A 19,374-nucleotide genomic window follows, 5' to 3' on the forward strand; every position below is an offset into this window, starting at 1 on the left:
TGTTTCGGGAGACTCTGGGTCCCGTGGTCGACGACATCGCTTCCCCTGGTCATGAAGTGCCGAACGGTGTCCCATCTCTCGATCCAACCCTCTTCGAGTGGTCCGTTCGGTTCTCCGAGATCGGAACACAATGGCGTACCGCTGAGCCGTACCAGTCAGTTAGTGGTGAATTCTTCCTCACGCCCTTGTCACAGGCAGTACACACCGATCCTCCCAATTTCAACCCATCCCTCTACTCGGAAAAGGAACAGCGCATAGGCCGGGAACTCCGCATCATTGACGATTCCCCCTTCACAGGCGCTGGTGTATTCGTCGCAATCAGGCTTCAGTCAAACGTTCACAGTCCTGAGATGTGGATTTCTGATCACACACAAGGACTATGGAAGATGGATCTCGACTACAGTGCATATGTAAAGTTCCTCCGCCTCACCAAGGGTGCATTCGGGTGGCAGCATCTCTTCACCCAAGCACCGTTGGACGATTATGAGTTCCAGCGGACCGCTGACAGGATCGCGAGAATGCTCAATACGCTTCCGCAAGTCTTTCCGGATTACGACTACACAACCCTGCTGGAACGCGGAGGGGAACGACTGTGACCCGCTACGCCGACATCCCCAAGCCCATCCGCTCCGGCATCGTCATCGTCGATCCCGAGCGCGGCACTCCCCAGCGCATCATCGTGCTGCAGTTCAATCCCGACACCCTCGAACGCTCCGTCGCGCCCCAGGCCGCCGGCGGTAGTGGTGACTCCGGCGGAGGGGGGAGTGGAAGCGGGGACCGGAACGAGGCGCTGCGGCTCAAGGGGCCGGCGCAGGAGACGTGGAAGTTCACCGCCGAGATCGACGCGACCGATCAGCTGGACGTGGCCGCGCCCGATGGGATTCATCCTCAGCTGGCCGTCCTCGAAATGCTGGTGCAGCCCACCACCGCGCAGCTTCGGGCAGCCTCGCGGCTGGCGCAGAACGGGACCATTGAGATCAGTCCGATCGAGACGCCGCTGACTCTCTTCACCTGGGGGAGCAAGCGCGTCATGCCCGTGCGGCTCACCGAGTTGTCCGTCAATGAGTCGGCCTTCGACGTGAATCTGAACCCCATACGGGCCTCGCTCAGTATCGGGCTCAAAGTGCTGACGGTCAGCGATCTGCCCGCCGGGCACCGTGGCGCCGAGCTGTATCTCGCGCATCTCGCGCAGAAGGAGCGGCTCGCCGCGCGGGTGGCTGCCGGGCAGCTTGGGGCGTTGGGGCTGAGTGGCGGGGTTGGCGGCGGAATCGGGACGGGGAGGTAGGCCGCGGTGGTTGAACCGTATGAGAGTGCGTTGGACGGGATACCCGGGGCTCATCCGTACCCCCGTTCCAGTCGGTATCACGACGCCGAGATCGGGGTCCATCAGCAGCCCGACGGGACCGAAGTGCGGTACACCAAGCGGCGGTTGCTGCCGCCGCTGCCGACGGGAGGCGGTGAGACCGCGCCCCATACCGTCAACAGCGGTGAGCGCCCCGACCATCTCGGGCAGCGGTATTTCGGCGATCCCGGGCAGTGGTGGCAGATCGCCGACGCGAATCCCGTTCTGGATCCACGGGAGTTGACCGCCGAGCCCGGTCAGAAGATCGGGATTCCGTTGCCGGGTGGAATCCATGGCCGATGAGACGCCGATCGGGAGCGGGCCCGTTCATCTCACCCTGCACATGGGGCCCAGGCTCACCCGCCCCGTCCCCGCCGAGGTGACCGAGGCCATGCTCTCCGCTCAGATCACGGCCACCGCCGGGGAGCGGAGTGGGTTTCAGTTGGCGTTCGACCTCACCAAGCGTGGGTTGATCACGGAGCGGCTGCTGCCCGAAGGGTTCTTCGACCCCAAGACCCGGGTCATCGTCACGACCTCCATCAAAGGGACGTCGACCGTGATCCTCGACGGGCTCATCGTGCGGCAGGAGGTGGGGGCGAGCAACGTACCCGGGCAGACCACCCTCACCGTCACGGGCGAAGACCTGACCCTCCTCATGGACCTTGAGGAGCGGACCGATCGGTTTCCGAATGTGCCCCCTTCCGAGCGGGTGAAAAGGATTCTGGCGAAGTACGCCGACTATGGAATCAATCCGCGGGTCGTCCCGGAGCAGGTCCACCAGCCGCCCCGCGAGCAGTTACGCGTCGAATACCAGACCGGAACCGACCTTCAGTATGTGAATGAGCTGGCCAGGGCGAATGGGTACACCTTCTACCTGGTGCCCGGCCCCGGGCACCAGCAGTCCTTCGCCTATTGGGGGCCCGAGCGCCGGCTGGGCCAGCGGCAGCACGCGCTCAACGTCAACATGGATGCCAACTCCACTGTCGACCAGCTGACGTTCGCCTACGACGGGACGGCACGCGAGGAGCCGCAGGCCCGCTGGCAGGACCCGAGGACGCGGGACGCGCAGTTGCTGCCCCAGCCCGACATCAATCCGCTGCGCCCGCCGCTCGGCAAGCGGCCCACGCCCGCCCTGAAGCGGAAGACGCTCTCCGGCACCGCGAAAATGGCCCCGGAACAAGCCCAGGCCGAGATCCTGGCCAGGGCCGCGACCTCCGCCGACGTGATCTCCGGCTCCGGCTCACTGGATGTCAACCGGCACGGATATGTGCTCCAGCCGCGCGAGCTGGTCGGGGTGCGCGGCACCGGACGGACGTACGACGGCGACTACTACGTCAAATCCGTCACCCACAACATCAGGCCCGGCTCGTATCAGCAGAATTTCACGCTCTCACGTGAAGGACTGATCGCCCGCAGCGGCACCGTACGACCGTGAAGACCAGGAGAACGAAGACCAGGAGAACTTCGCATGGCTGCAGGACCGAACAACCGGTTTCTCGGCAAGTTCCGGGGCCAAGTGGTGGACAATCAGGATCCGCTGCGGATCGGACGCGTCACGGTCAAGGTGCCGGACGTGCTGGGCGACGAGGCGTCCACGTGGGCCATGCCCTGCCTGCCCTTCACAGGGCGCGAATCCGGGCAGTACGTGGTCCCCGCCGAAGGGGCCGGCGTATGGGTGGAGTTCGAGCAGGGGGATCCGAGCTACCCCATCTGGACGGGGTGTTGGTACGGGCACACGTCGGAGCTGCCGCCGGACGCGCTGGCGGGGTCGCCGACGCACCAGAACGTGGTGATCCAGACCTCCGACAAGCACAAAGTGGTGATGGGAGACGTGCCCGGCGGCAGCGGAATCCGGCTCCAGGCCGCAGGAGGTGCGTACGTACAGATCGACGAGAAGGGCGTGACCATCGCCAACGGTCAGGGGGCGTCGATTGTGCTGATCGGCAATGAGGTCAACATCAACGAGGGCCGGTTGATCGTGCCCAAGAAGCCATAGCCAGGAAACGGGGAGTTACGTGTTGTCCGGGAATCTCGTGAACGGCGGTACGGCGATCAGCTGTCCGCACGGCGGCCGAGTCGTGCCCGCCTCCGCCCCGTCGTCCGGAGTCCGGATCGACGGACATCTCGTGCCCACCGCCACCGATGTCTTCACCGTCAGCGGTTGCCCGCATCTCATCGACGGCGTACCGCATCCGTGTGTCACGGTCCGCTGGACGCCGGAGCGCGGCGGTGTGCTGATCGACGGCTCGCCGGTGCTGCTCGACAGTACGTCCGCGCTCTGCTTCAGCGCCGCCCTGCTGCCGCAGGGCCCGCCGGTCGTCGCGACGGCCGCGAAGGGGGTGGCGTCCCGGTGAGGAGCGACATCGCCTTCCCGTTCCGTGTCGACGCCAGAGGCCGTACGGCGCACGCCGACTACGACGACCATGTACGCGATCTGATCGAGCAGTTGCTCTTCACCAGCCCCGGTGAGCGCGTGATGCGCCCCGACTTCGGCTGCGGTCTGCTCGATCTGGTCTTCACACCGAACAGCCCCGAACTGGCCTCCGCCCTGGAGCTGTCCGTACAGGCGTCGCTCCAGCGCTGGCTGGGCGAACTGATCGAGGTGGAGGCGCTGGACGTGGTGAGCGAGGAGAACGTGGTGCGGGTGTATCTGCGCTATGTGGTGCGCTCCACCGCGAGCCGGCGCGACGAGGTGTTCGAGGGGAGCGGCCCGGTATGAGCGTGCCGAGCGATCAGTTGGTCTGCCGTACGGACGGCAGGCGTACGAAGGTACGGGCCGCGCGGCTCGGTGGTGTGGACGCGGTCGAGGTCGGGGACGACGGGCTCACGCTCACCGTCACCTTCCTCGGCAAGGCGCCCCACGGGCTCTGCCCGGAGAACATCCGGATCGACGGCGGCCGGCGGATCACCGGTATCGAGGCCGTCGAGGTGGCGGTGGAGCGCGAGGAGGACCCGGAGCTGGACGACCGGCTGTTCGTCACGCTCGACCGCACCGGTGACACCTCGCGCTACCGGCTCTCGGTGGTCGGGACGGATCCGTACGGCCGGCCGGGCACCGAACCGTTCCCCGGCTTCGACCAGCGCTATTTCTGGGCCGACTTCGATTTCCGGGCGGACTGTCCCACCCCCTTCGACTGCGCGGACGAGCGGCCGGAGTGCCCGCCCCCGCACACTCCCGCGCCTGTCATCGACTACACCGCGCGCGACTACGACACGATCCGCCGGCTGATCCTGGACCGGCTGGCGCTGACCACCCCGGGCTGGGTCGAGCGCAATGCCGCCGACCTCGGGACGACACTGGTCGAACTCATCGCCCACACCGCCGACTTGATCAGCTACCAGCAGGACGCGGTCGCGACCGAGGCGTATCTCGACACGGCACGGCGCCGGGTGTCCGTACGCCGTCATGTGCGGCTCATCGACTATCCGATGCACGACGGGGTGAACGCCCGCGCGTTCGTCACGGTCGAGACCGTGCGCCGGCTGACACTGCCGCCCGGCACGTTCCGGTTCGCCGCCGTCGATGTCCGTACGCTCGGCCCGCGCGACCGGCCCGAGATCGGTACGGTCGTCGACGACCGGGATCTGGCCGTGCTGGACGAGCGCGGTTCGGTGGAGGTCTTCGAACCGGTCGTCGCCGAGGAGCCGTTGGTCCTGTCCCCCGCGCACAACACCATCCGCTTCTGGACCTGGGGCGACGAGAGGTGCGCGCTGCCCCGGGGAGCCACCGCCGCCACGCTCCGGGACGAGTGGGCGGACGAGGAGTGCGCGGCCCGGACGCTGGAGCTGTCGCCGGGCGATCTGCTGCTGATCGAGGAGGTACGGGGGCCGCGTTCCGGCACGCCCGGCGACGCCGATCCGGCGCACCGGCAGGCCGTACGCCTCACCTCCGTCACCCCGGTCGTGGACCGGCTCTCGGACCAGCCCGTCCTGGAGGTCACCTGGGCGCGGGAGGACGCGCTCGCCTTTCCCGTCTGTCTGTCCACGCGCGGCGGCCCCGGCTGCGAGCCGGTCGAGGACGTGAGCGTGGCGCGCGGGAACGTCGTGCTCGTGGACCACGGCCGGTCGCTGACCTTCCACGGCGGCGCGGCACAGACGGTCACCGTGCCGCCCGCGCCTGCCGTCCTCGGCTCCTGCGAGCCGTCGGGCTTTGGCTGCTGGGACGGGGACGCCGGTAACGCCACGGCCGAGCTGATCAACGCCCGTATCGAACAGACGCGTCGCGGGCGCATGCTGACGGCTGATCAGGTCAGAGAGCTGTTCGCCGTCGTCGGTGAGGACGCGACGGAACGTGCCGGAATCGGCCTGGAGCTGGCCGGACGGCGGCGGGAGAAGGTCGTCCCGGGCACCGCGTACGCCCAGGCGGAGGCGCTGGCGACCCTGCTGGCCCAGGTCACCTACCCCGGCATCCGGCCGCGCTTCCGGCCGGTGCTCGACCGCTCCCCCGTCGTCCAGTCCGTACCGTTCCCGGAGCCCCGCCATGTCTCGGCGGGACAGGCCACGCGGCTGGCGGCCATCGGGGGCCGGGTGCGGGAGCGGCTGGTGGAGCTGTGGCGCAGTGCTCGCGATCACGACGGTCTGACGGACCGGGAGATCAGCGAGCTGACGGTGCTGTTCGGGCTGCGCGTACTGGAACGTCTGGAGCTGCGGCGCCATCCGGTGCGCGCACTGCGCGAGTTGCTGCACCGCAGTGAGCGGCTGCTCGCCGCGAAGCTGCGCCGGCTTGAGGTGCTGAGCGCGCGGGCGCGGGCGGGGGCGGTGCTCGACGGATCCATCGCCTGGGAGATCGCGCACAGTTGGGGCCCGGCGTACGCGGTCGGACTGCACCCGGGGGAGGCGGTGCTGCGCGGGCCCGCCGCGGCCCTCGTACAGGACCCGCGGGGCGCGCTGCCCGCGGTGGGTGTCACGGACGGCGACATGTCGTGGGCGCCCCGGCGGGATCTGCTCTCCAGCGGCCCGCGCGACCGGCACTTCGTCGGCGAGCTGGAGGACGACGGGCGGATCGCCCTGCGCTTCGGCGACGGGCGGCACGGCGCGCGACCGCTACCGGGTGCCCGGCTGGAGCTGCGCTACCGGCTCGGCGGCGGTACGGCGGGCAATGTCGGCGCGGAGGCCATCAACCATCTGGTGCTGTTCCGTGATCCCGAGGCGTCCGACGCCGGGGACCCGATGCCGGTGGCGGGCGTCCGCAACCCGCTGCCGGCCGTCGGTGGCACGGAGCCCGAACCCGTCGACCAGGTACGGCAGTTGGCACCGCTCGACGTCAGGCGTGAGCGGCTGCGCGCCGTGACCGCCGAGGATTACGCGGCGCTGGCCGCCGGGCTCCCGGGGGTACAGCGCGCGGCGGCGGAGATCCGCTGGACGGGCAGTGTGCAGGAGGCGCATGTCGCCATCGACGCGCTGGGGAACGGCGATCCGTCGCCCGAACTGCTCGATGCGGTGTCGTACGCCCTGGAGAGCTACCGCCGGATCGGCCATGACCTGGTCGTCGGGCCCGCCAGGAACGTGCCGCTGGACATCGCTCTCTCGGTGTGCGCGGCGCCCGGCCACCAGCACGGGCAGATCCTGGCCGAGCTGTACCGGCTGCTGGGCAGCCGACGGCTGTCGGGCGGCCGGCTCGGATTCTTCCACCCCGACGCGCTGACCTTCGGCGAACCGGTGCGGCTGAGCAAGCTGGTGGCCACGGCGGCGGCCGTACAGGGCGTGGAGAGCGTCACCGTCACCCGGCTGAACCGGCTGTTCCACGAGGCCCCCGCCGGTCACACCGACACGGACGACACCGCGCTGGAGGCAGGCGTGCTGCGGCTCGGCCCGCTGGAGATCGCGCGCTGCGACAACGACCCCGACCGGCCCGAGAACGGCCGGCTCTCGATCGAGCTGGGCGGAGGTACGCGATGAACGCCACCAGCGGCAACGACTCCAGGAGCCACGACCGCGGAGGCCGCGGGTGCGGGTGCGGCTGCGGTGGGCACGACGAGCGCCACGCGCCCCGCCCGCTGTACAACCCGCCGGGCCGGACGGCCCTCGACTACCGGGTCGGTGAGTACGGCTCGTTCCTCGCGGCCATGCTCGACCGGCTCGCCTCCCCCGCCTACCCCGCGCTGCGCGGACTGACCGTCCGTACCCCGGACGATCCGGCGATCGGACTGCTGGACTCCTGGGCGGTCGTCGGCGACCTGCTCACGTTCCACTCCGAGCGGATCGCCGAGGAGGGGTATCTCCGTACGGCCCGTGAGTACCGTTCGCTGGCCCTGCTGGGGCGGCTGGTCGGGCACCGGCCCCGGCCGGGCATCGCCGCCGACACCCATCTCGCGTACACCCTGGACCGCGATCCGCGCGCCGAGGACCTGCCGGTGCTGATCCCGCGCGGCGCGCGCAGCAACAGCGTGCCCGCCTCGGCCGACGAGGCGTCGCGGACGTTCGAGACCAGCGAGGATCTGACGGCCCGCTGGGCCTGGAACGAGCTGGCGGTACGCCGGCGCCGGCCCGCCCTGCTCACCCCGGACGATCTGCGCGAGCGCTCCGAGATCCAGATCTCCGGGACGGCCGCCTCGCTCCAGACCGGGGACAGACTGCTGTTCGTCTTCGGCGCGGACGGGGAGACGGCCGGGCAGCGGCTGCTGCTGCCGGTCACGCGGGTCCGGATCGACCGGGACGACGAGGTGACGGCGCTCGGTCTGCCGCAGTCCGCGCCGCCGTCGCTCGCCGAACTGGTGGCGGAGCTGCGCGAGTGGATCACCAAGGACGGGCGGGAGGCCGAGGAGGGCGATCCCACCCCCGACAACCCCAACCCGCGACCTGTCAGCCTGATCATCGAGGACTTCGACGTTCAGGTGCTGGCGCCCCTGCGCGACGATCTGGACGGCATCACCTCCCCGGCGGCGTTCGCCCGGCGGCTCGCGGATCCGCATGAGCGGCTCGCCGAGGCGCAGGCCGTGGCGGCTCCGTACGAGGAAGTGGCGGCCTGGTTCGAGCGGTTGGAGGCCGTGGTCGGCGAACTGATGGAACGGGCCGCCGAGTTGGAGCCCTCCCAGCCCGTGCCGCCTGCCCCCGTGAACACGCCCGTGAACGCCACCGTGGACTCCTCCGCGCACGCCGGGGCGGCGGACTCCGCGGCCCTGCGGGCGCTCGGCACCGTACTGCCCGCGCTGCGCACCCGCGTTGTGAAACCCCCGTCGGGAGCCCGCGCGCTCGCGCACGACCCGGCGCGGCTCCTCGCGCCGGGCTCCGACCTCGGCGCGCGGCTGCTGTCCGCTCTCGATCCGCGGGTCGCGGACGGGATGTACACGGCGTGGCGCAACGCCGCCCCGGCCGTGCCGGCGCTGCTGCGCGAGCTCCAGGCGATGCGGGTGACCGCCGCTCCCTTCGGGGCGACGGCACCGCTCAAGCCCGTCCAGGACGAACGCGGGCGGGTCATCCGGCAGACCGACTGGCCGCTGGGCGGCTCGTCCCTCACCACCATGCGGATCGTGTACGACACCGCGGGCCGGGTGCCGGTACGCGCCGAGTTCCAGCACACGGAGACCGGCTCGTCCGTACAGCGGTCGGAGAATCTGCCCGCCGAGATCACCTTCGATCTGGCGCCCGGCCGGGTCTCGCTGGTGACCCGTACCGCCCAGGACCGCGATCTGAGCTGGCTCTCCCGGCGCCCGGCCGACTCCCAGGAGCCCGGCGTGACGGCCCAGTTGCTGCCCGGTCTCCCCGAGCGGACGCTCTTCGTCTCCCGTCCCGGCGAGGACGGGCGGGTCCATGTCGCCGTGCACAACGGCGAGGCCCAGGAGTGGTGGCTCGCTCCCGGCGAGCACAAGCAGGTCACCCACGGCGAGCTTGAGCTGACCGTGCGGTACACCGCCGGCAGCGAGCCGGCGAATGTCGAGATCGGTCTCGCGACCGTGCCCGAGCAGGCCAACCGCCAGGTGCTGCCGCTGGATTCCGTCCAGGACGGCATCACGGTCGGCAGCTGGGTCGCGGTCGAGCGGCCCCGCAAGGGCGCCGAGGGGCCCGACGGGATCCCGGGGGACAAGAAGCTCGCGTTCCTCACCACCCGCGTGACCGCCGTGCGCACCGCCGTGTACACCAACTACGGCATCACGGGCCGGGGCACGGAACTGACGCTCGCCGATGCCTGGCTGGACGAGCACGACGTCCTGCTCTCGACGATCCGTGACACCACCGTGCACGCGGGCGGTGAGGCGCTGCGGCTCGCCGACGAACCGCTCGGTGAGGACGTCCACGGCAATGAACTCGAACTGGCCGAACTCTACGACGGGTTGCGGCCGGGACGTCATCTGATGGTGTCGGGCGAGCGCACCGACATCCCGCACACGGCAGGGGTGCGCGGCACCGAACTGGTGGTGATCGCGGCGGTGGAGCAGACACTGGACCCCCACCTGCCCGGTGACCATGTCCATACGAAGCTGACGCTCACCACCGACCTGGCCTGTCGCTACCGCCGTGACACCGTGCGCGTCCAGGGCAATGTGGTGCCCGCGTCGCACGGCGAGAGCCGCGACGAGCCGATCGGCAGCGGTGACGCGGACCGGGTCAACCAGACGTTCGCCCTCTGGCAGTCACCGCTGACCTGGCTGCCCGCCGACAATCCGCTGGGCGCCACGCCCACCCTGGAGGTACGGGTCGACGGTCTGCTCTGGCACGCGGTGGACAGCCTGGCCGGACGCGGCCCGCGCGAGCGGGTGTATGTCACCGGCACGGCCGCGGACGGGCGGACGACCGTGACCTTCGGCGACGGGGTGGTCGGCGCCCGGCTGCCGTCCGGGCACGAGAACGTCCGCGCCCGGTACCGCTTCGGCACCGGCAGCGCCGCCAACCTCCCGGCGGACCGCGTCACCCAGACCGTCACCCGCCCGCTGGGTGTCACGGCCGTCACCAATCCGCAGCCCGCCACGGGCGGCGCGGACGCCGACGGTCCCGGTCTGACCCGGCGCACGATCCCGCTCGCGGTCTCCGCGCTGGACCGGCTCGTGTCCCTCAAGGACTACGAGGACTTCGCCCGCTCCCGGGCGGGCATCGGCCGGGCCGCGGCGCGCGAGATCTTCGACGGGCGGCGGCGGGTGCTGCATCTGACGGTCGCCGGGGTCGATGACATCGCGATCGCCGAGGACTCCGAGGTGCTGCGCGCCCTGCGGTCGTCGCTCGCCCGGTACGGCGACTCCCGGCTGCCCGTCCGGGTGGACGTACGCGAGCTGGTGCTGCTGCTGCTCGCGGCGCGGGTGAAGGTGGCCCGCGATCACACCTGGAGTGTGGTCGAACCCCGGCTGCGCCAGGCGCTGCTGATCGAATTCGGCAGCGGGCGAAGGGAGTTGGGACAGCCCGCCCGGCTGTCGGAGGTGCTGGCGACGGCTCACCGGGTGCCCGGTGTGGACTATGTGGACGTCGATGTCTTCACCGGCGTGCCCGCGTCCGTCACCCCGGAGGAACTGAGCGCGCTCGCGGGGCAGTTGGACCGGCCGCGCCCGTCGGTCCCGGCGCGGCTCGGCACGTACGACGAGGACGTGCGCGTGGTCACCGAGCAGGACGGCGAGACGCTCACCCGGATCGCCGGCCGGTACGGCATCCCGCTGGCCGAACTGCTGCGGCTGAACCCGGACATCACCGATACCCGGCGGCTGCCGAAGGGCCGGGCGGTGTGTGTCTTCCGGGGCATCAGGCCGGCCCGGTTCGCCCTGTTGTCACCGCATGTCGCGGACACGCTGATTCTGACGGAGGTCACCGCATGAGCAGGGAACCGGACGGGCTCGCGGAGCTGCTCCCGCAGTGGCACCGGCTGCGCGACGCCGAGGGCGGGGAGCCGCTGCGCGCGCTGCTCGCGGTGCTCGCCGAGCAGGTCGACCGGGTCCGCGACGGGGTCGAACAGAGCTATGAGGACTGGTTCGTGGAGACCGCGGCGCCCTGGGTGCTGCCGTATCTCGGCGATCTGGTCGGCTACACCCCACTGCCCGGCTATGAGCGGGTGCTCGCCAAGGGCCTGGAGAGCGGCGGGGGCGCCCAGGAGGCGCGCGACCGGCTCGCCGAGGCCCTGGCACCGCGCCGCGATGTGGCCGCGACCGTCGCCAACCGGCGGCGCAAGGGCACACTGGCCCTGTTGGAGGAGCTGGCCGAGGACGTGGCGGGGTGGCCCGCGCGTGCGGTGGAGTTCTCCCGGCTCCTCGCGCATCAGCAGCCGGTCAAGCTGTACGGCTCCGGGACAGCGGCGGTGAACGCGCGCCGGCTGGAGCGCGGCCGGCTCGTGGACGTACGGGAGGGCGCGGCGCTGGACCTGGCGGGCGGGCCGTTCGGCGCGGTCGCGCGGTCGGTGGACGTACGGCGGGCCGCTTCGGCGCGTACGCGGGGCGGCCAGTCCCCGGCGGGGGTGGGCCTGTTCGTGTGGCGGCTGAAGCCGTACCGCCTGACCAAGGCGCCCGCGTACTGCGTCGACCGGGCCCGTAACCTCTACACGTTCTCGATCCTGGGCAATGACACCCCGCTGGTGACCAGGCCGGTGCCGGAGCCGTCGGCCACCCATGTCGCGACCATCGACAACGTCCCCGCGTACATCCGCCGCAGGCAGCTCGCCGACCGGCTCGCGGACTACTACGGTCCCGGCAGGAGCTTCACGGTCTGGCGCGACGGCCAGGACGAGCCGGTGGCGCCGGCGGATCTCGTGGTGGCGGATCTGACGGACTGGCGCTACCGGCCCAAGCGCGGGCAGGTCGCCGTCGATCCGGAGCTGGGCCGGATCGCCTTCGGCTCGCGCTCCGCGCCGCGCCAGGGCGTCTGGGTCACGTACCACTACGCGTTCCCGGACGACACGGGCGGCGGTGAGTACCCGCGCGACCGGGAGACGCCGGTGTCCGCCGCGGTCTACCGGGTCGGCCCCGGCCAGCGGTACCAGCGGATCATGGACGCGTACGGGCAGTGGCGCGCGGACCGGCGGGCCGGGCACTGCGGGCCCGACGGGCTGATCGAGATCACGCACAGCGGCGCCTATCAGGAGCAGCTGGATTTCGATCTGGACCCGGGCGACCGGCTGGAGGTGCGGGCTGCCGAGGGCACCCGGCCGGTGATCCGGCTGCTCGACTGGTACAGCAACCGGCCCGACGCGCTCAATATCCGGGCGCGGGACGAGGACGGCGAGGGCGCGGGCGAGGCTCCCCGGATCGTGCTGGACGGTCTGCTGATCACCGGGCGCGGGCTCCATGTCGCCGGTCCCATGGGCGCGGTGGTGCTGCGGCACTGCACGCTCGTACCCGGCTGGTCGCTGGAGCCGCACTGCGATCCGCACTCCCCCGAGGAACCGAGTCTCGTGCTGGACAGGACCACCGCGTGCGTGGAGATCGAGCGGTGTGTCCTCGGCACCATCGAGGTGATCGGTGATGAGGTGGGGCACGATCCGCTGCCCCTCCACATCCGCGACAGCGTCCTCGACGCCACCGGTCACGACCGGGCCGCCCTGTCCGCCCCGGACTGCCGGCACGCCCACGCCGTGCTGCACGCGCACCGCACCACCGTCATCGGGGAGATCCACACCCACGCGGTGGAGATCGCCGAGAACTCCGTCTTCACGGGGGCGCTGCGGGTGGCCAGGCGGGGCGTCGGATGCGTGCGGTTCTCGTACGTACCGCCGGGCTCGCGCACCCCGCGCCGTCATCGCTGCCAGCCGGACCTGGTGGGCGCCGAAGAGGCGGCGCGGGTACGGCCGTTGTTCACCGGTGAGCGGTACGGGACGCCCGCGTACGGGCAGTTGGCGGCCGGGTGCGCCGAGGAGATCGAGCGGGGCGCCGAGGACGGCTCCGAGATGGGCGCCTTCCACGATCTCTACCAGCCGCAGCGCCTGGACAGTCTGCGCGCGCGGCTCGCCGAATACACCCCGGCCGGCACCGACGCGGGGATCGTCACCGTGACCTGAGACCCGAGCCTTCCTCCGCCGTGTGCGCCGCCTCACGCCCGACGCCGTAACTCCGTAGCCCGCGCGACCGAATGCCGAACTTCCGAGGGGGACCCCTTCCCATGCACGCAGACATCTCCCGCAACACCTTCCGGCCCGACCGGCACTACTCGGCGGTGATCGCCCAGCAGGGCCGCGTCCAGCTCGACGCGGACGCCAATGAGCAGGCCGCGATCCAGCTGCACCAGGCCCGTACCCTCGCCGCCGATCTGATCGGACGGCACGGCGGTCCGCGCGGTGCCACCGGATTCGCGCTGGATTTCGTGGGCGGCGGCCGGGAGCTGGACGATCTGACCATCGCGGGCGGCCGTTACTACGTGGACGGCATCCTGGTGGACGCGACACGTCCGGCGCCCGGGGTACCGGTCGAGGACGACGCGGCCCCGGCCGAGGACGGTGACCAGGACGCTCCGGCTGCGCCGGAACAGCGGGCCACCTGGACGTACTGGGACCAGCCCGACGCGTACCGCGACCCGGAGCGGCCCGGCGACCGGCTGCCCACCCACTACCCCTATCTGGCCTATCTGAAGGTGTGGGAACGGTCGGTCACGGCGGCCGAGGACCCGCTGCTGCGGGAGGTCGCGCTGGGCTCCGCGATGCCCGACACGGCGGCCAGGCTGAAGGTCGTCTGGCAGCTGCTGCCGCTGCCCGGCGAGCGGCTGGAGCTGGATCCGGCGGACGGAACGCCACAGGCGCAGGCCCGCGCGGCGTTCACCGCATGGGCGGCGGCGCAGGCGCCGACGGCGCGGATGGCGGCGCGCGCCCGGCGGCCGGAGCACGCGGACGAGGACCCGTGCCTGGTGAGGCCGGACGCGCGGTACCGGGGGCCGGAGAACCAGATGTACCGGGTGGAGATCCACCAGGGCGGCGCGGCGAAGGACGCGACGTTCAAGTGGTCCAGGGAGAACGGTTCGGTGACCTTCCCGGTCGACGGGCTCGACGGTACGTGGGTGGAGCTGGCCTCGCTCGGCAGTGACGACAAACTCGACCTGAACGTCGGCGACCAGGTCGAGTTCGCCGACACCGCGTATCTGAGCAGGGGCGAACCGCTGCCGCTGCTCAGGGTGGAGGAGGTCGACCTGCCGGGACGGCGCGTACGGCTCTCCGCCGAGCCGGACCCGTCGGTGGGCCGCCGGCCCGAACTGCACCCGTTCCTGCGCCGCTGGGACCACCGGCCCGGCTCGCACCACATGAGTGGCGCGGGACCGTCGGGACGGCAGAAGCGGGGCGCCGCGAAGCCGCGCGACGGCGCGCTGCGCATCGAGGAGGGCGGCTGGCTGCCGCTGGAGGACGGCGTCCTCGTCTACTTCGAGCCGGGGAAGACCTATCGCTCCGGTGACTTCTGGACCGTTCCCGCGCGTACCTCCACCGGCGATGTCGAATGGCCGACGGACGCGGCCCGCAGGCCGCTGCTTCGCGCCCCGAGCGGGATCCAGGTCCACTACGCTCCGCTCGCATGGGTGGTCGGCGAAGGGTCCGCCGTCGATCTGCGACTGGCGTTCGCCCCGCTGGCCACCGCGATCCCCGCGGCGGACGCGGCGGCACTGGCGGCGGAGACGGCGGCCGAGGAAGAGACCGTCGCCGCCGAACGGGCCGCGGCGGACGACACCGCGGAGCCCGCGCCGGAACAGAACAGCGAGGGACAGACCGAGAACTGACGTGCTGTCAGCGTCAGCATGATGTGAAGGAGCACCACGATGGCAACGCCCCTGACCGCCGCCAAACTGCTGCAAGTCCTCCGTAACGAAGGTCTGCGCGTCGTCGAGCACCGGAGCTGGCGCACGCACAACCGCAACCACAAGGGTCCGTGGGGACCGCTGCACGGAGTGATGATCCATCACACCGTGACGTCGGGTACGCAGAGCTCCGTGGAGCTCTGCTACAACGGCCATTCGAGCCTGCCGGGCCCGCTGTGCCACGGTGTGATCGCCAAGGACGGCACGGTCCATCTGGTCGGCAACGGCCGGGCCAACCACGCCGGACTCGGCGACGACGATGTCCTGCGCGCGGTGATCAACGAGTCGGCGCTGCCCGCCGACAACGAGGCCAACACCGACGGCAACCGCTACTTCTACGGCTTCGAGTGCGTCAATCTGGGCGACGGCAAGGACCCTTGGCCGGCCGCCCAGTTGGAGGCGATAGAGAAGGCCGCGGCGGCCATCTGCCGGGCGCACGGCTGGACGCAGCGCTCGGTGATCGGTCATAAGGAGTGGCAGCCGGGGAAGGTCGATCCGCGCGGCTTCACGATGGACTCGATGCGCAAGCGGATAGGGGACCGGCTCGGCGGCAAGCCGGACGGTCCCTCGACGCCGCCGCCGAAACCTCCGGCGACATACGAACCGTTCCCCGGAGCCGCCTTCTTCGCGGTCGGCCGGCGCAGCGCCGTGATCACGGCGATGGGCAAACGGCTGGTGGCGGAGGGGTGCGGACGGTACGAGGTGGGCCCGGGGCCGGAATGGACCGAGGCCGACCGCAAGTCGTACGCGGCCTGGCAGCGCAAGCTCGGCTACTCGGGAAGCGACGCCGACGGTGTGCCGGGCAAGACGAGCTGGGACAAGCTCAAGGTCCCCAACGTCTGATCCCTCCGCACGGCCTGGACACTGTCCGAGCGCGCCACGACCGCACGGGTTCCGCCCCGGGGTTCCACGATGTCTCAGATCCCCCGGGGCAGTTCGCCGGGGTACGTCGAGGCGCGCTCGGACAGTGCCTCCAGCGCGGGCAGCGCGGCGTACAGGGCGCGCTGTTCCTCTGCCGTGAGCAGGCTGATCTGCTCGGCGAGGCGGGCGGCGGTCTCGTGGCGCCTGGCATCCAGCACGGCCCTGCCCGTACGGCTGAGGGCCACCAGGCTGGCGCGCTGGTCCTGCGGATCGGGCCGGCGCGCGATCCAGCCGGTGCTGTCGAGCAGATCCACCATGCGGGAGGTGGTGGACAGGGCGATACCCATGCGTGCCGCGAGCTCGCTGATGCGCAGCGGGCCATGAGCGGCGAGCGCGGCCAGGGCGGCCTGCCGGCTGGGGGTGAGGTCGCCGGGGGCGCGCCGGGCCCGCAGTACGGGAAGAAGGTGCTGGATCGCCAGCCGGAGCCGGCCCGCGATCTCGGCGATCTCGGCGTTCTCAGCAGTCGTGGCGGTCGCGGCGTGGTCGGGGCCGGGGGTGGGCGCGGTCATGGTGACCCCTCGGACGGGGGCGGCGGCGGGGGTGCGGGCGACGGCCGCGCGTACGGCTGCGGGGACACCTTCGCAGACGGTTGCGCGGACGGTTGGGCGGCGGGTCCGGGGGACGTCAGTGGCGCGGGGGCCGGCGCGGCCGAGGCATCCCGGTGCCGTCCCGCAGCGGCGGGAGCCACCGCAGGAGCCACCGCGGGCGCCACCGCCAGGGGCCGGTCCCCGTCCCCGTGGACATAGCGTCCGCCCCGGAGCAGCGAGGCGACGGCCGCGACCAGACAGGCGGCGATCGCGAAGTCGAAGGCGACGGAGAGGCCGTCGGAGAACGCCGGGGAGATGAGCGCCGGGAAGAAGGCGCGCCCCGTCAGATAGTCGGCGTGCCCGGCGGGCAGCTGGGCCAGCACCTGCGGCCCGAGCAGCGTCTGCACCGGGTTGTATCCGAGGAGTGAGGCGAACAGCACGCCGACCGGCGGCAGCGCGGCGACCCTGGCCGCGTCGGCGGCTGGCACGCCCTGGGCGGTCAGGCCATGGGAGAGAGCCCCGGGCAGCGCCCCGGCGAGGCCCGCGATCATCAGGGAGAAGAAGATGCCGATGGAGAGCACGGTGGCGGAGTTCTGGAAGGTGGTGCTGATCCCGGCGCCCACCCCGCGCTGGTCGGGCGGCAGGCTGTTCATGATGGCCGCCCGGTTGGGCGACGCGAACAGCCCCATGGCGAGCCCGTTCAGCAGCAGGATCAGGGCGAACATCGGATAGCCGAAGTCGACCGGGAGTTCCTTGAGCGCCACGAACGTGCCCGCGGCCAGCAGCATGCCCCCGGTGGCGAAGGTACGGGCCCCGAACCGGTCCGAGGCCCAGCCGGAGAAGGGGCCCGCGATCAGGAACCCGATGGTGAGGGGAAGCATGTAGATGCCCGCCCAGAGCGGGGTCTGCTCGAAGCTGTAGCCGTGCCGGGGCAGCCAGATCCCCTGGAGCCAGATGATCAGGATGAACATCAGGCCGCCGCGTCCCAGCGAGGCGAGCAGATTCGCCACGTTCCCCGCGGTGAACGCGCGGATACGGAACAGCGCCAGGTGGAACATCGGCTCGGCGACCTTCGTCTCCACCACGCAGAACACCACCAGCATCGCCAGTCCCCCGGCGATCGCGGCGATCACCCAGGGGTTGGACCAGCCCATGGTGTGGCCGCCGTAGGGCTGGATTCCGTAGGTGATGCCGGACAGGACGGCGATCAGACCGATGGCGAAGGTGAGATTGCCCCACCAGTCCAGCCGGGCCGGGGCGCGAATGCCGGTGTCGCGCAGTTTGAGATACGCCCATACGGTGCCGAACAGGCCGAACGGTACGGACACCAGGAACACCAGATGCCAGTTGACGGGGCCGAGCAGTCCGCCGAGGACCAGTCCGACGAAGGATCCGGCGATGCCCGCCACCTGGTTCAGCCCCAGGGCGAGCCCGCGCTGATGGGCGGGGAAGGCGTCGGTGAGGATGGCGTTGGAGTTCGCCATCAGCATCGCGCCGCCGACGCCCTGGAGGACACGCATCCCGATCAGCCACAGGGCGCCCGCCGTGCCGTGCATCCAGGTCACCGAGAGCAGCACGGAGAACACGGTGAAGACCGCGAACCCCAGGTTGTACATACGGACCCGGCCGTACATGTCGCCGAGCCGGCCGAAGCTGACCACCAGCACGGCGGTGACCACCAGATAGCTCATGATCAGCCACAGCAGCAGACTGGTGTTGCCGGGCTGGAGCGGATCCACGCCGATCCCGCGGAAGATATCGGGCAGCGCGATCAGCATGATCGACATATTGATCGTCGCGATCAGTACGCCCAGCGTGGTGTTGGACAGGGCGATCCACTTGTAGTGCGGCCCCGGCTCAGGATCGGTGCCGGCCCGTGGATTGACCGGTTTCGCGACTGTCCAGCGCACTGCACATCACACTCCCGTCGCCCGTGATCGACGGATTTACTTGCTTGACCTCAACCAATCTAATCCTGGTCCGGCGCCGATGCCAGTGCCCGGGAATTACCCGAGCTCAAGACTGGTGACGGCGTACAGCCCCGGGAGATCCATTTCCGGGACGGGGCCTGTGTACATACGCGCGGCCTCGAAGGAAGGCGTCAGTCCGAGATCTTCCGCGAGCCGTACGGACGGCGCGTTGATATCCGGGATGTCGATCGCCACGGGCGCCCCGGGGACGGTCGCGGCCAGTCCGCTCAGCAGCGCGGCGGCGATGTCCGGGGACGAGGCGTACAGCGGCCCGATGCGCGAGGCGCCGCTACAGGGACGGATCGCCGCGAAGCCGCGCAGTTCGCCGTCCCGCACGGCCGCGAGGCTCGTACGGTCGGGCAGCCCGATCCATGAGGCGAGGAAGGCGTCGCGCTCGGCGGGGAAGAACCGCCGGTCGTAGGCGGCGAGTTGGTCGAAGGAGATCTGGCGGGCGTCGACCAGCGTGACGCCGTCCGGAATTCCGGTGGCCGCGATACCGGTGGCCGCCGGCACGCCTTCGTAGCGGACATTGTTCCAGGCCTTGCGGAAGCCGGACTTACGGTAGTTCTCCTGCTGGTCGATCACCCCGTCGAGCCCTACGTTCCGCCCGGCCAGCCGCGCCATGGCCGCCCGCCAGACCTGAATTCCGTATCCCTGTCCGCGCACGGCGGGACGGGCGATGTAGAAACCGATGAATCCGAAATCGGTGCCGTAGCGGACGGCGGAAACGGACGCGACGGCCTCACCATTCAGGCGTCCGAAGATAAAGCCGCCCGGATCGGTCGGGAAGAAGGAATGTCTGTCGGACGTACCGGGATTCCAGCCCTCCTCGTCGGCCCATGTGCCGAGCTGTTCGATGTAGTGGGAGTTCGCGGTCACGATCTCAAACGTCATGCTCGGCCTCCAGTGCGGTGGGCTCGCGGTGGGCTCACAC

General features: G+C 70.8%; 15 protein-coding genes. 12 read left to right on the plus strand and 3 right to left on the minus strand.

Features of this window, described 5'->3' with window-relative positions; translation table 11 throughout:
• The first annotated feature begins 23 nt into the window (after positions 1 to 23).
• The 12 genes from ACFRKB_RS19610 (at position 24) to ACFRKB_RS19665 (ending at position 15,865) form a co-directional block, all read left to right on the plus strand.
• Positions 24 to 596, plus strand: a complete 573-nt coding sequence (locus tag ACFRKB_RS19610) for a hypothetical protein (protein ID WP_383107261.1) — start codon at positions 24 to 26, stop codon at positions 594 to 596.
• Entirely contained in the window at positions 593 to 1,285 is a 693-nt protein-coding gene (locus ACFRKB_RS19615; RefSeq protein ID WP_383107263.1) for a hypothetical protein, read from the plus strand. The genes ACFRKB_RS19610 and ACFRKB_RS19615 overlap by 4 nt, the downstream gene beginning before the upstream one ends.
• A 30-nt stretch (positions 1,286 to 1,315) precedes the next feature.
• A complete protein-coding gene (locus tag ACFRKB_RS19620) occupies positions 1,316 to 1,645 on the plus strand; it encodes a LysM peptidoglycan-binding domain-containing protein (protein WP_383107264.1) in 330 nt (109 codons plus the stop codon).
• Positions 1,635 to 2,777, plus strand: a complete 1,143-nt coding sequence (locus ACFRKB_RS19625; protein ID WP_383107266.1) for a hypothetical protein — start codon at positions 1,635 to 1,637, stop codon at positions 2,775 to 2,777. Before ACFRKB_RS19620 ends, ACFRKB_RS19625 begins: the two co-directional genes overlap by 11 nt.
• A gap of 33 nt (positions 2,778 to 2,810) precedes the next feature.
• Positions 2,811 to 3,338: a phage baseplate assembly protein V gene (locus ACFRKB_RS19630; RefSeq protein WP_383107268.1), complete on the plus strand. Its 528-nt coding sequence runs from the start codon at positions 2,811 to 2,813 to the stop codon at positions 3,336 to 3,338.
• Between the two features lie 19 nt (positions 3,339 to 3,357).
• The gene (locus ACFRKB_RS19635; RefSeq protein ID WP_365970346.1) at positions 3,358 to 3,696 is read left to right on the plus strand and encodes a hypothetical protein; all 339 of its coding nucleotides are present in this window, start codon (positions 3,358 to 3,360) and stop codon (positions 3,694 to 3,696) included.
• A complete protein-coding gene (locus ACFRKB_RS19640; protein ID WP_365970345.1) occupies positions 3,693 to 4,061 on the plus strand; it encodes a GPW/gp25 family protein in 369 nt (122 codons plus the stop codon). The genes ACFRKB_RS19635 and ACFRKB_RS19640 overlap by 4 nt, the downstream gene beginning before the upstream one ends.
• Positions 4,058 to 7,240, plus strand: coding sequence for a putative baseplate assembly protein (locus ACFRKB_RS19645; protein ID WP_383107270.1), 3,183 nt, complete (start codon positions 4,058 to 4,060; stop codon positions 7,238 to 7,240). The genes ACFRKB_RS19640 and ACFRKB_RS19645 overlap by 4 nt, the downstream gene beginning before the upstream one ends.
• Positions 7,237 to 11,079 (plus strand): putative baseplate assembly protein, encoded by a 3,843-nt coding sequence (locus tag ACFRKB_RS19650; RefSeq protein WP_383107272.1) that lies wholly within the window; start codon positions 7,237 to 7,239, stop codon positions 11,077 to 11,079. Before ACFRKB_RS19645 ends, ACFRKB_RS19650 begins: the two co-directional genes overlap by 4 nt.
• Complete coding sequence (locus ACFRKB_RS19655) at positions 11,076 to 13,247, plus strand: hypothetical protein (protein WP_383107273.1); 2,172 nt, start codon at positions 11,076 to 11,078, stop codon at positions 13,245 to 13,247. Before ACFRKB_RS19650 ends, ACFRKB_RS19655 begins: the two co-directional genes overlap by 4 nt.
• 101 nt (positions 13,248 to 13,348) lie before the next feature.
• Positions 13,349 to 14,944 (plus strand): DUF6519 domain-containing protein, encoded by a 1,596-nt coding sequence (locus ACFRKB_RS19660; RefSeq protein ID WP_383107274.1) that lies wholly within the window; start codon positions 13,349 to 13,351, stop codon positions 14,942 to 14,944.
• 39 nt (positions 14,945 to 14,983) lie between these two features.
• Positions 14,984 to 15,865 carry a peptidoglycan-binding protein gene (locus ACFRKB_RS19665; RefSeq protein ID WP_383107276.1) on the plus strand — a complete coding sequence of 294 codons (882 nt, stop codon included), beginning with the start codon at positions 14,984 to 14,986 and terminating at the stop codon, positions 15,863 to 15,865.
• A 74-nt stretch (positions 15,866 to 15,939) separates the two neighbouring features.
• On the opposite strand, the gene ACFRKB_RS19670 is transcribed toward ACFRKB_RS19665, so the two are convergent.
• The 3 genes from ACFRKB_RS19670 to ACFRKB_RS19680 all read right to left on the minus strand — a co-directional run bounded on the left by ACFRKB_RS19670 (position 15,940) and on the right by ACFRKB_RS19680 (position 19,334).
• Positions 15,940 to 16,452, minus strand: a complete 513-nt coding sequence (locus ACFRKB_RS19670; RefSeq protein ID WP_383107277.1) for a MarR family winged helix-turn-helix transcriptional regulator — start codon at positions 16,450 to 16,452, stop codon at positions 15,940 to 15,942.
• The gene (locus ACFRKB_RS19675) at positions 16,449 to 18,380 is read right to left on the minus strand and encodes an MFS transporter (protein WP_383107279.1); all 1,932 of its coding nucleotides are present in this window, start codon (positions 18,378 to 18,380) and stop codon (positions 16,449 to 16,451) included. Before ACFRKB_RS19675 ends, ACFRKB_RS19670 begins: the two co-directional genes overlap by 4 nt.
• 96 nt (positions 18,381 to 18,476) lie before the next feature.
• Positions 18,477 to 19,334 (minus strand): GNAT family N-acetyltransferase, encoded by an 858-nt coding sequence (locus ACFRKB_RS19680; RefSeq protein WP_383107281.1) that lies wholly within the window; start codon positions 19,332 to 19,334, stop codon positions 18,477 to 18,479.
• Positions 19,335 to 19,374 lie beyond the last annotated feature (40 nt).

This window comes from Streptomyces scopuliridis (genome assembly GCF_042790125.1).
In the GTDB taxonomy this organism is placed as follows: Bacteria; Actinomycetota; Actinomycetes; order Streptomycetales; family Streptomycetaceae; genus Streptomyces; species Streptomyces scopuliridis_A.

Coding starts and splice junctions, on each gene's coding strand:
- ACFRKB_RS19625 (WP_383107266.1), top strand. CDS start 1,635: ATGGCCGATGAGACGCCGATCGGGAGCGGGCCCGTTCATCTCACCCTG.
- ACFRKB_RS19630 (WP_383107268.1), top strand. CDS start 2,811: ATGGCTGCAGGACCGAACAACCGGTTTCTCGGCAAGTTCCGGGGCCAA.
- ACFRKB_RS19645 (WP_383107270.1), top strand. CDS start 4,058: ATGAGCGTGCCGAGCGATCAGTTGGTCTGCCGTACGGACGGCAGGCGT.
- ACFRKB_RS19650 (WP_383107272.1), top strand. CDS start 7,237: ATGAACGCCACCAGCGGCAACGACTCCAGGAGCCACGACCGCGGAGGC.
- ACFRKB_RS19655 (WP_383107273.1), top strand. CDS start 11,076: ATGAGCAGGGAACCGGACGGGCTCGCGGAGCTGCTCCCGCAGTGGCAC.
- ACFRKB_RS19660 (WP_383107274.1), top strand. CDS start 13,349: ATGCACGCAGACATCTCCCGCAACACCTTCCGGCCCGACCGGCACTAC.
- ACFRKB_RS19665 (WP_383107276.1), top strand. CDS start 14,984: ATGGCAACGCCCCTGACCGCCGCCAAACTGCTGCAAGTCCTCCGTAAC.
- ACFRKB_RS19670 (WP_383107277.1), bottom strand. CDS start 16,452: ATGACCGCGCCCACCCCCGGCCCCGACCACGCCGCGACCGCCACGACT.
- ACFRKB_RS19680 (WP_383107281.1), bottom strand. CDS start 19,334: ATGACGTTTGAGATCGTGACCGCGAACTCCCACTACATCGAACAGCTC.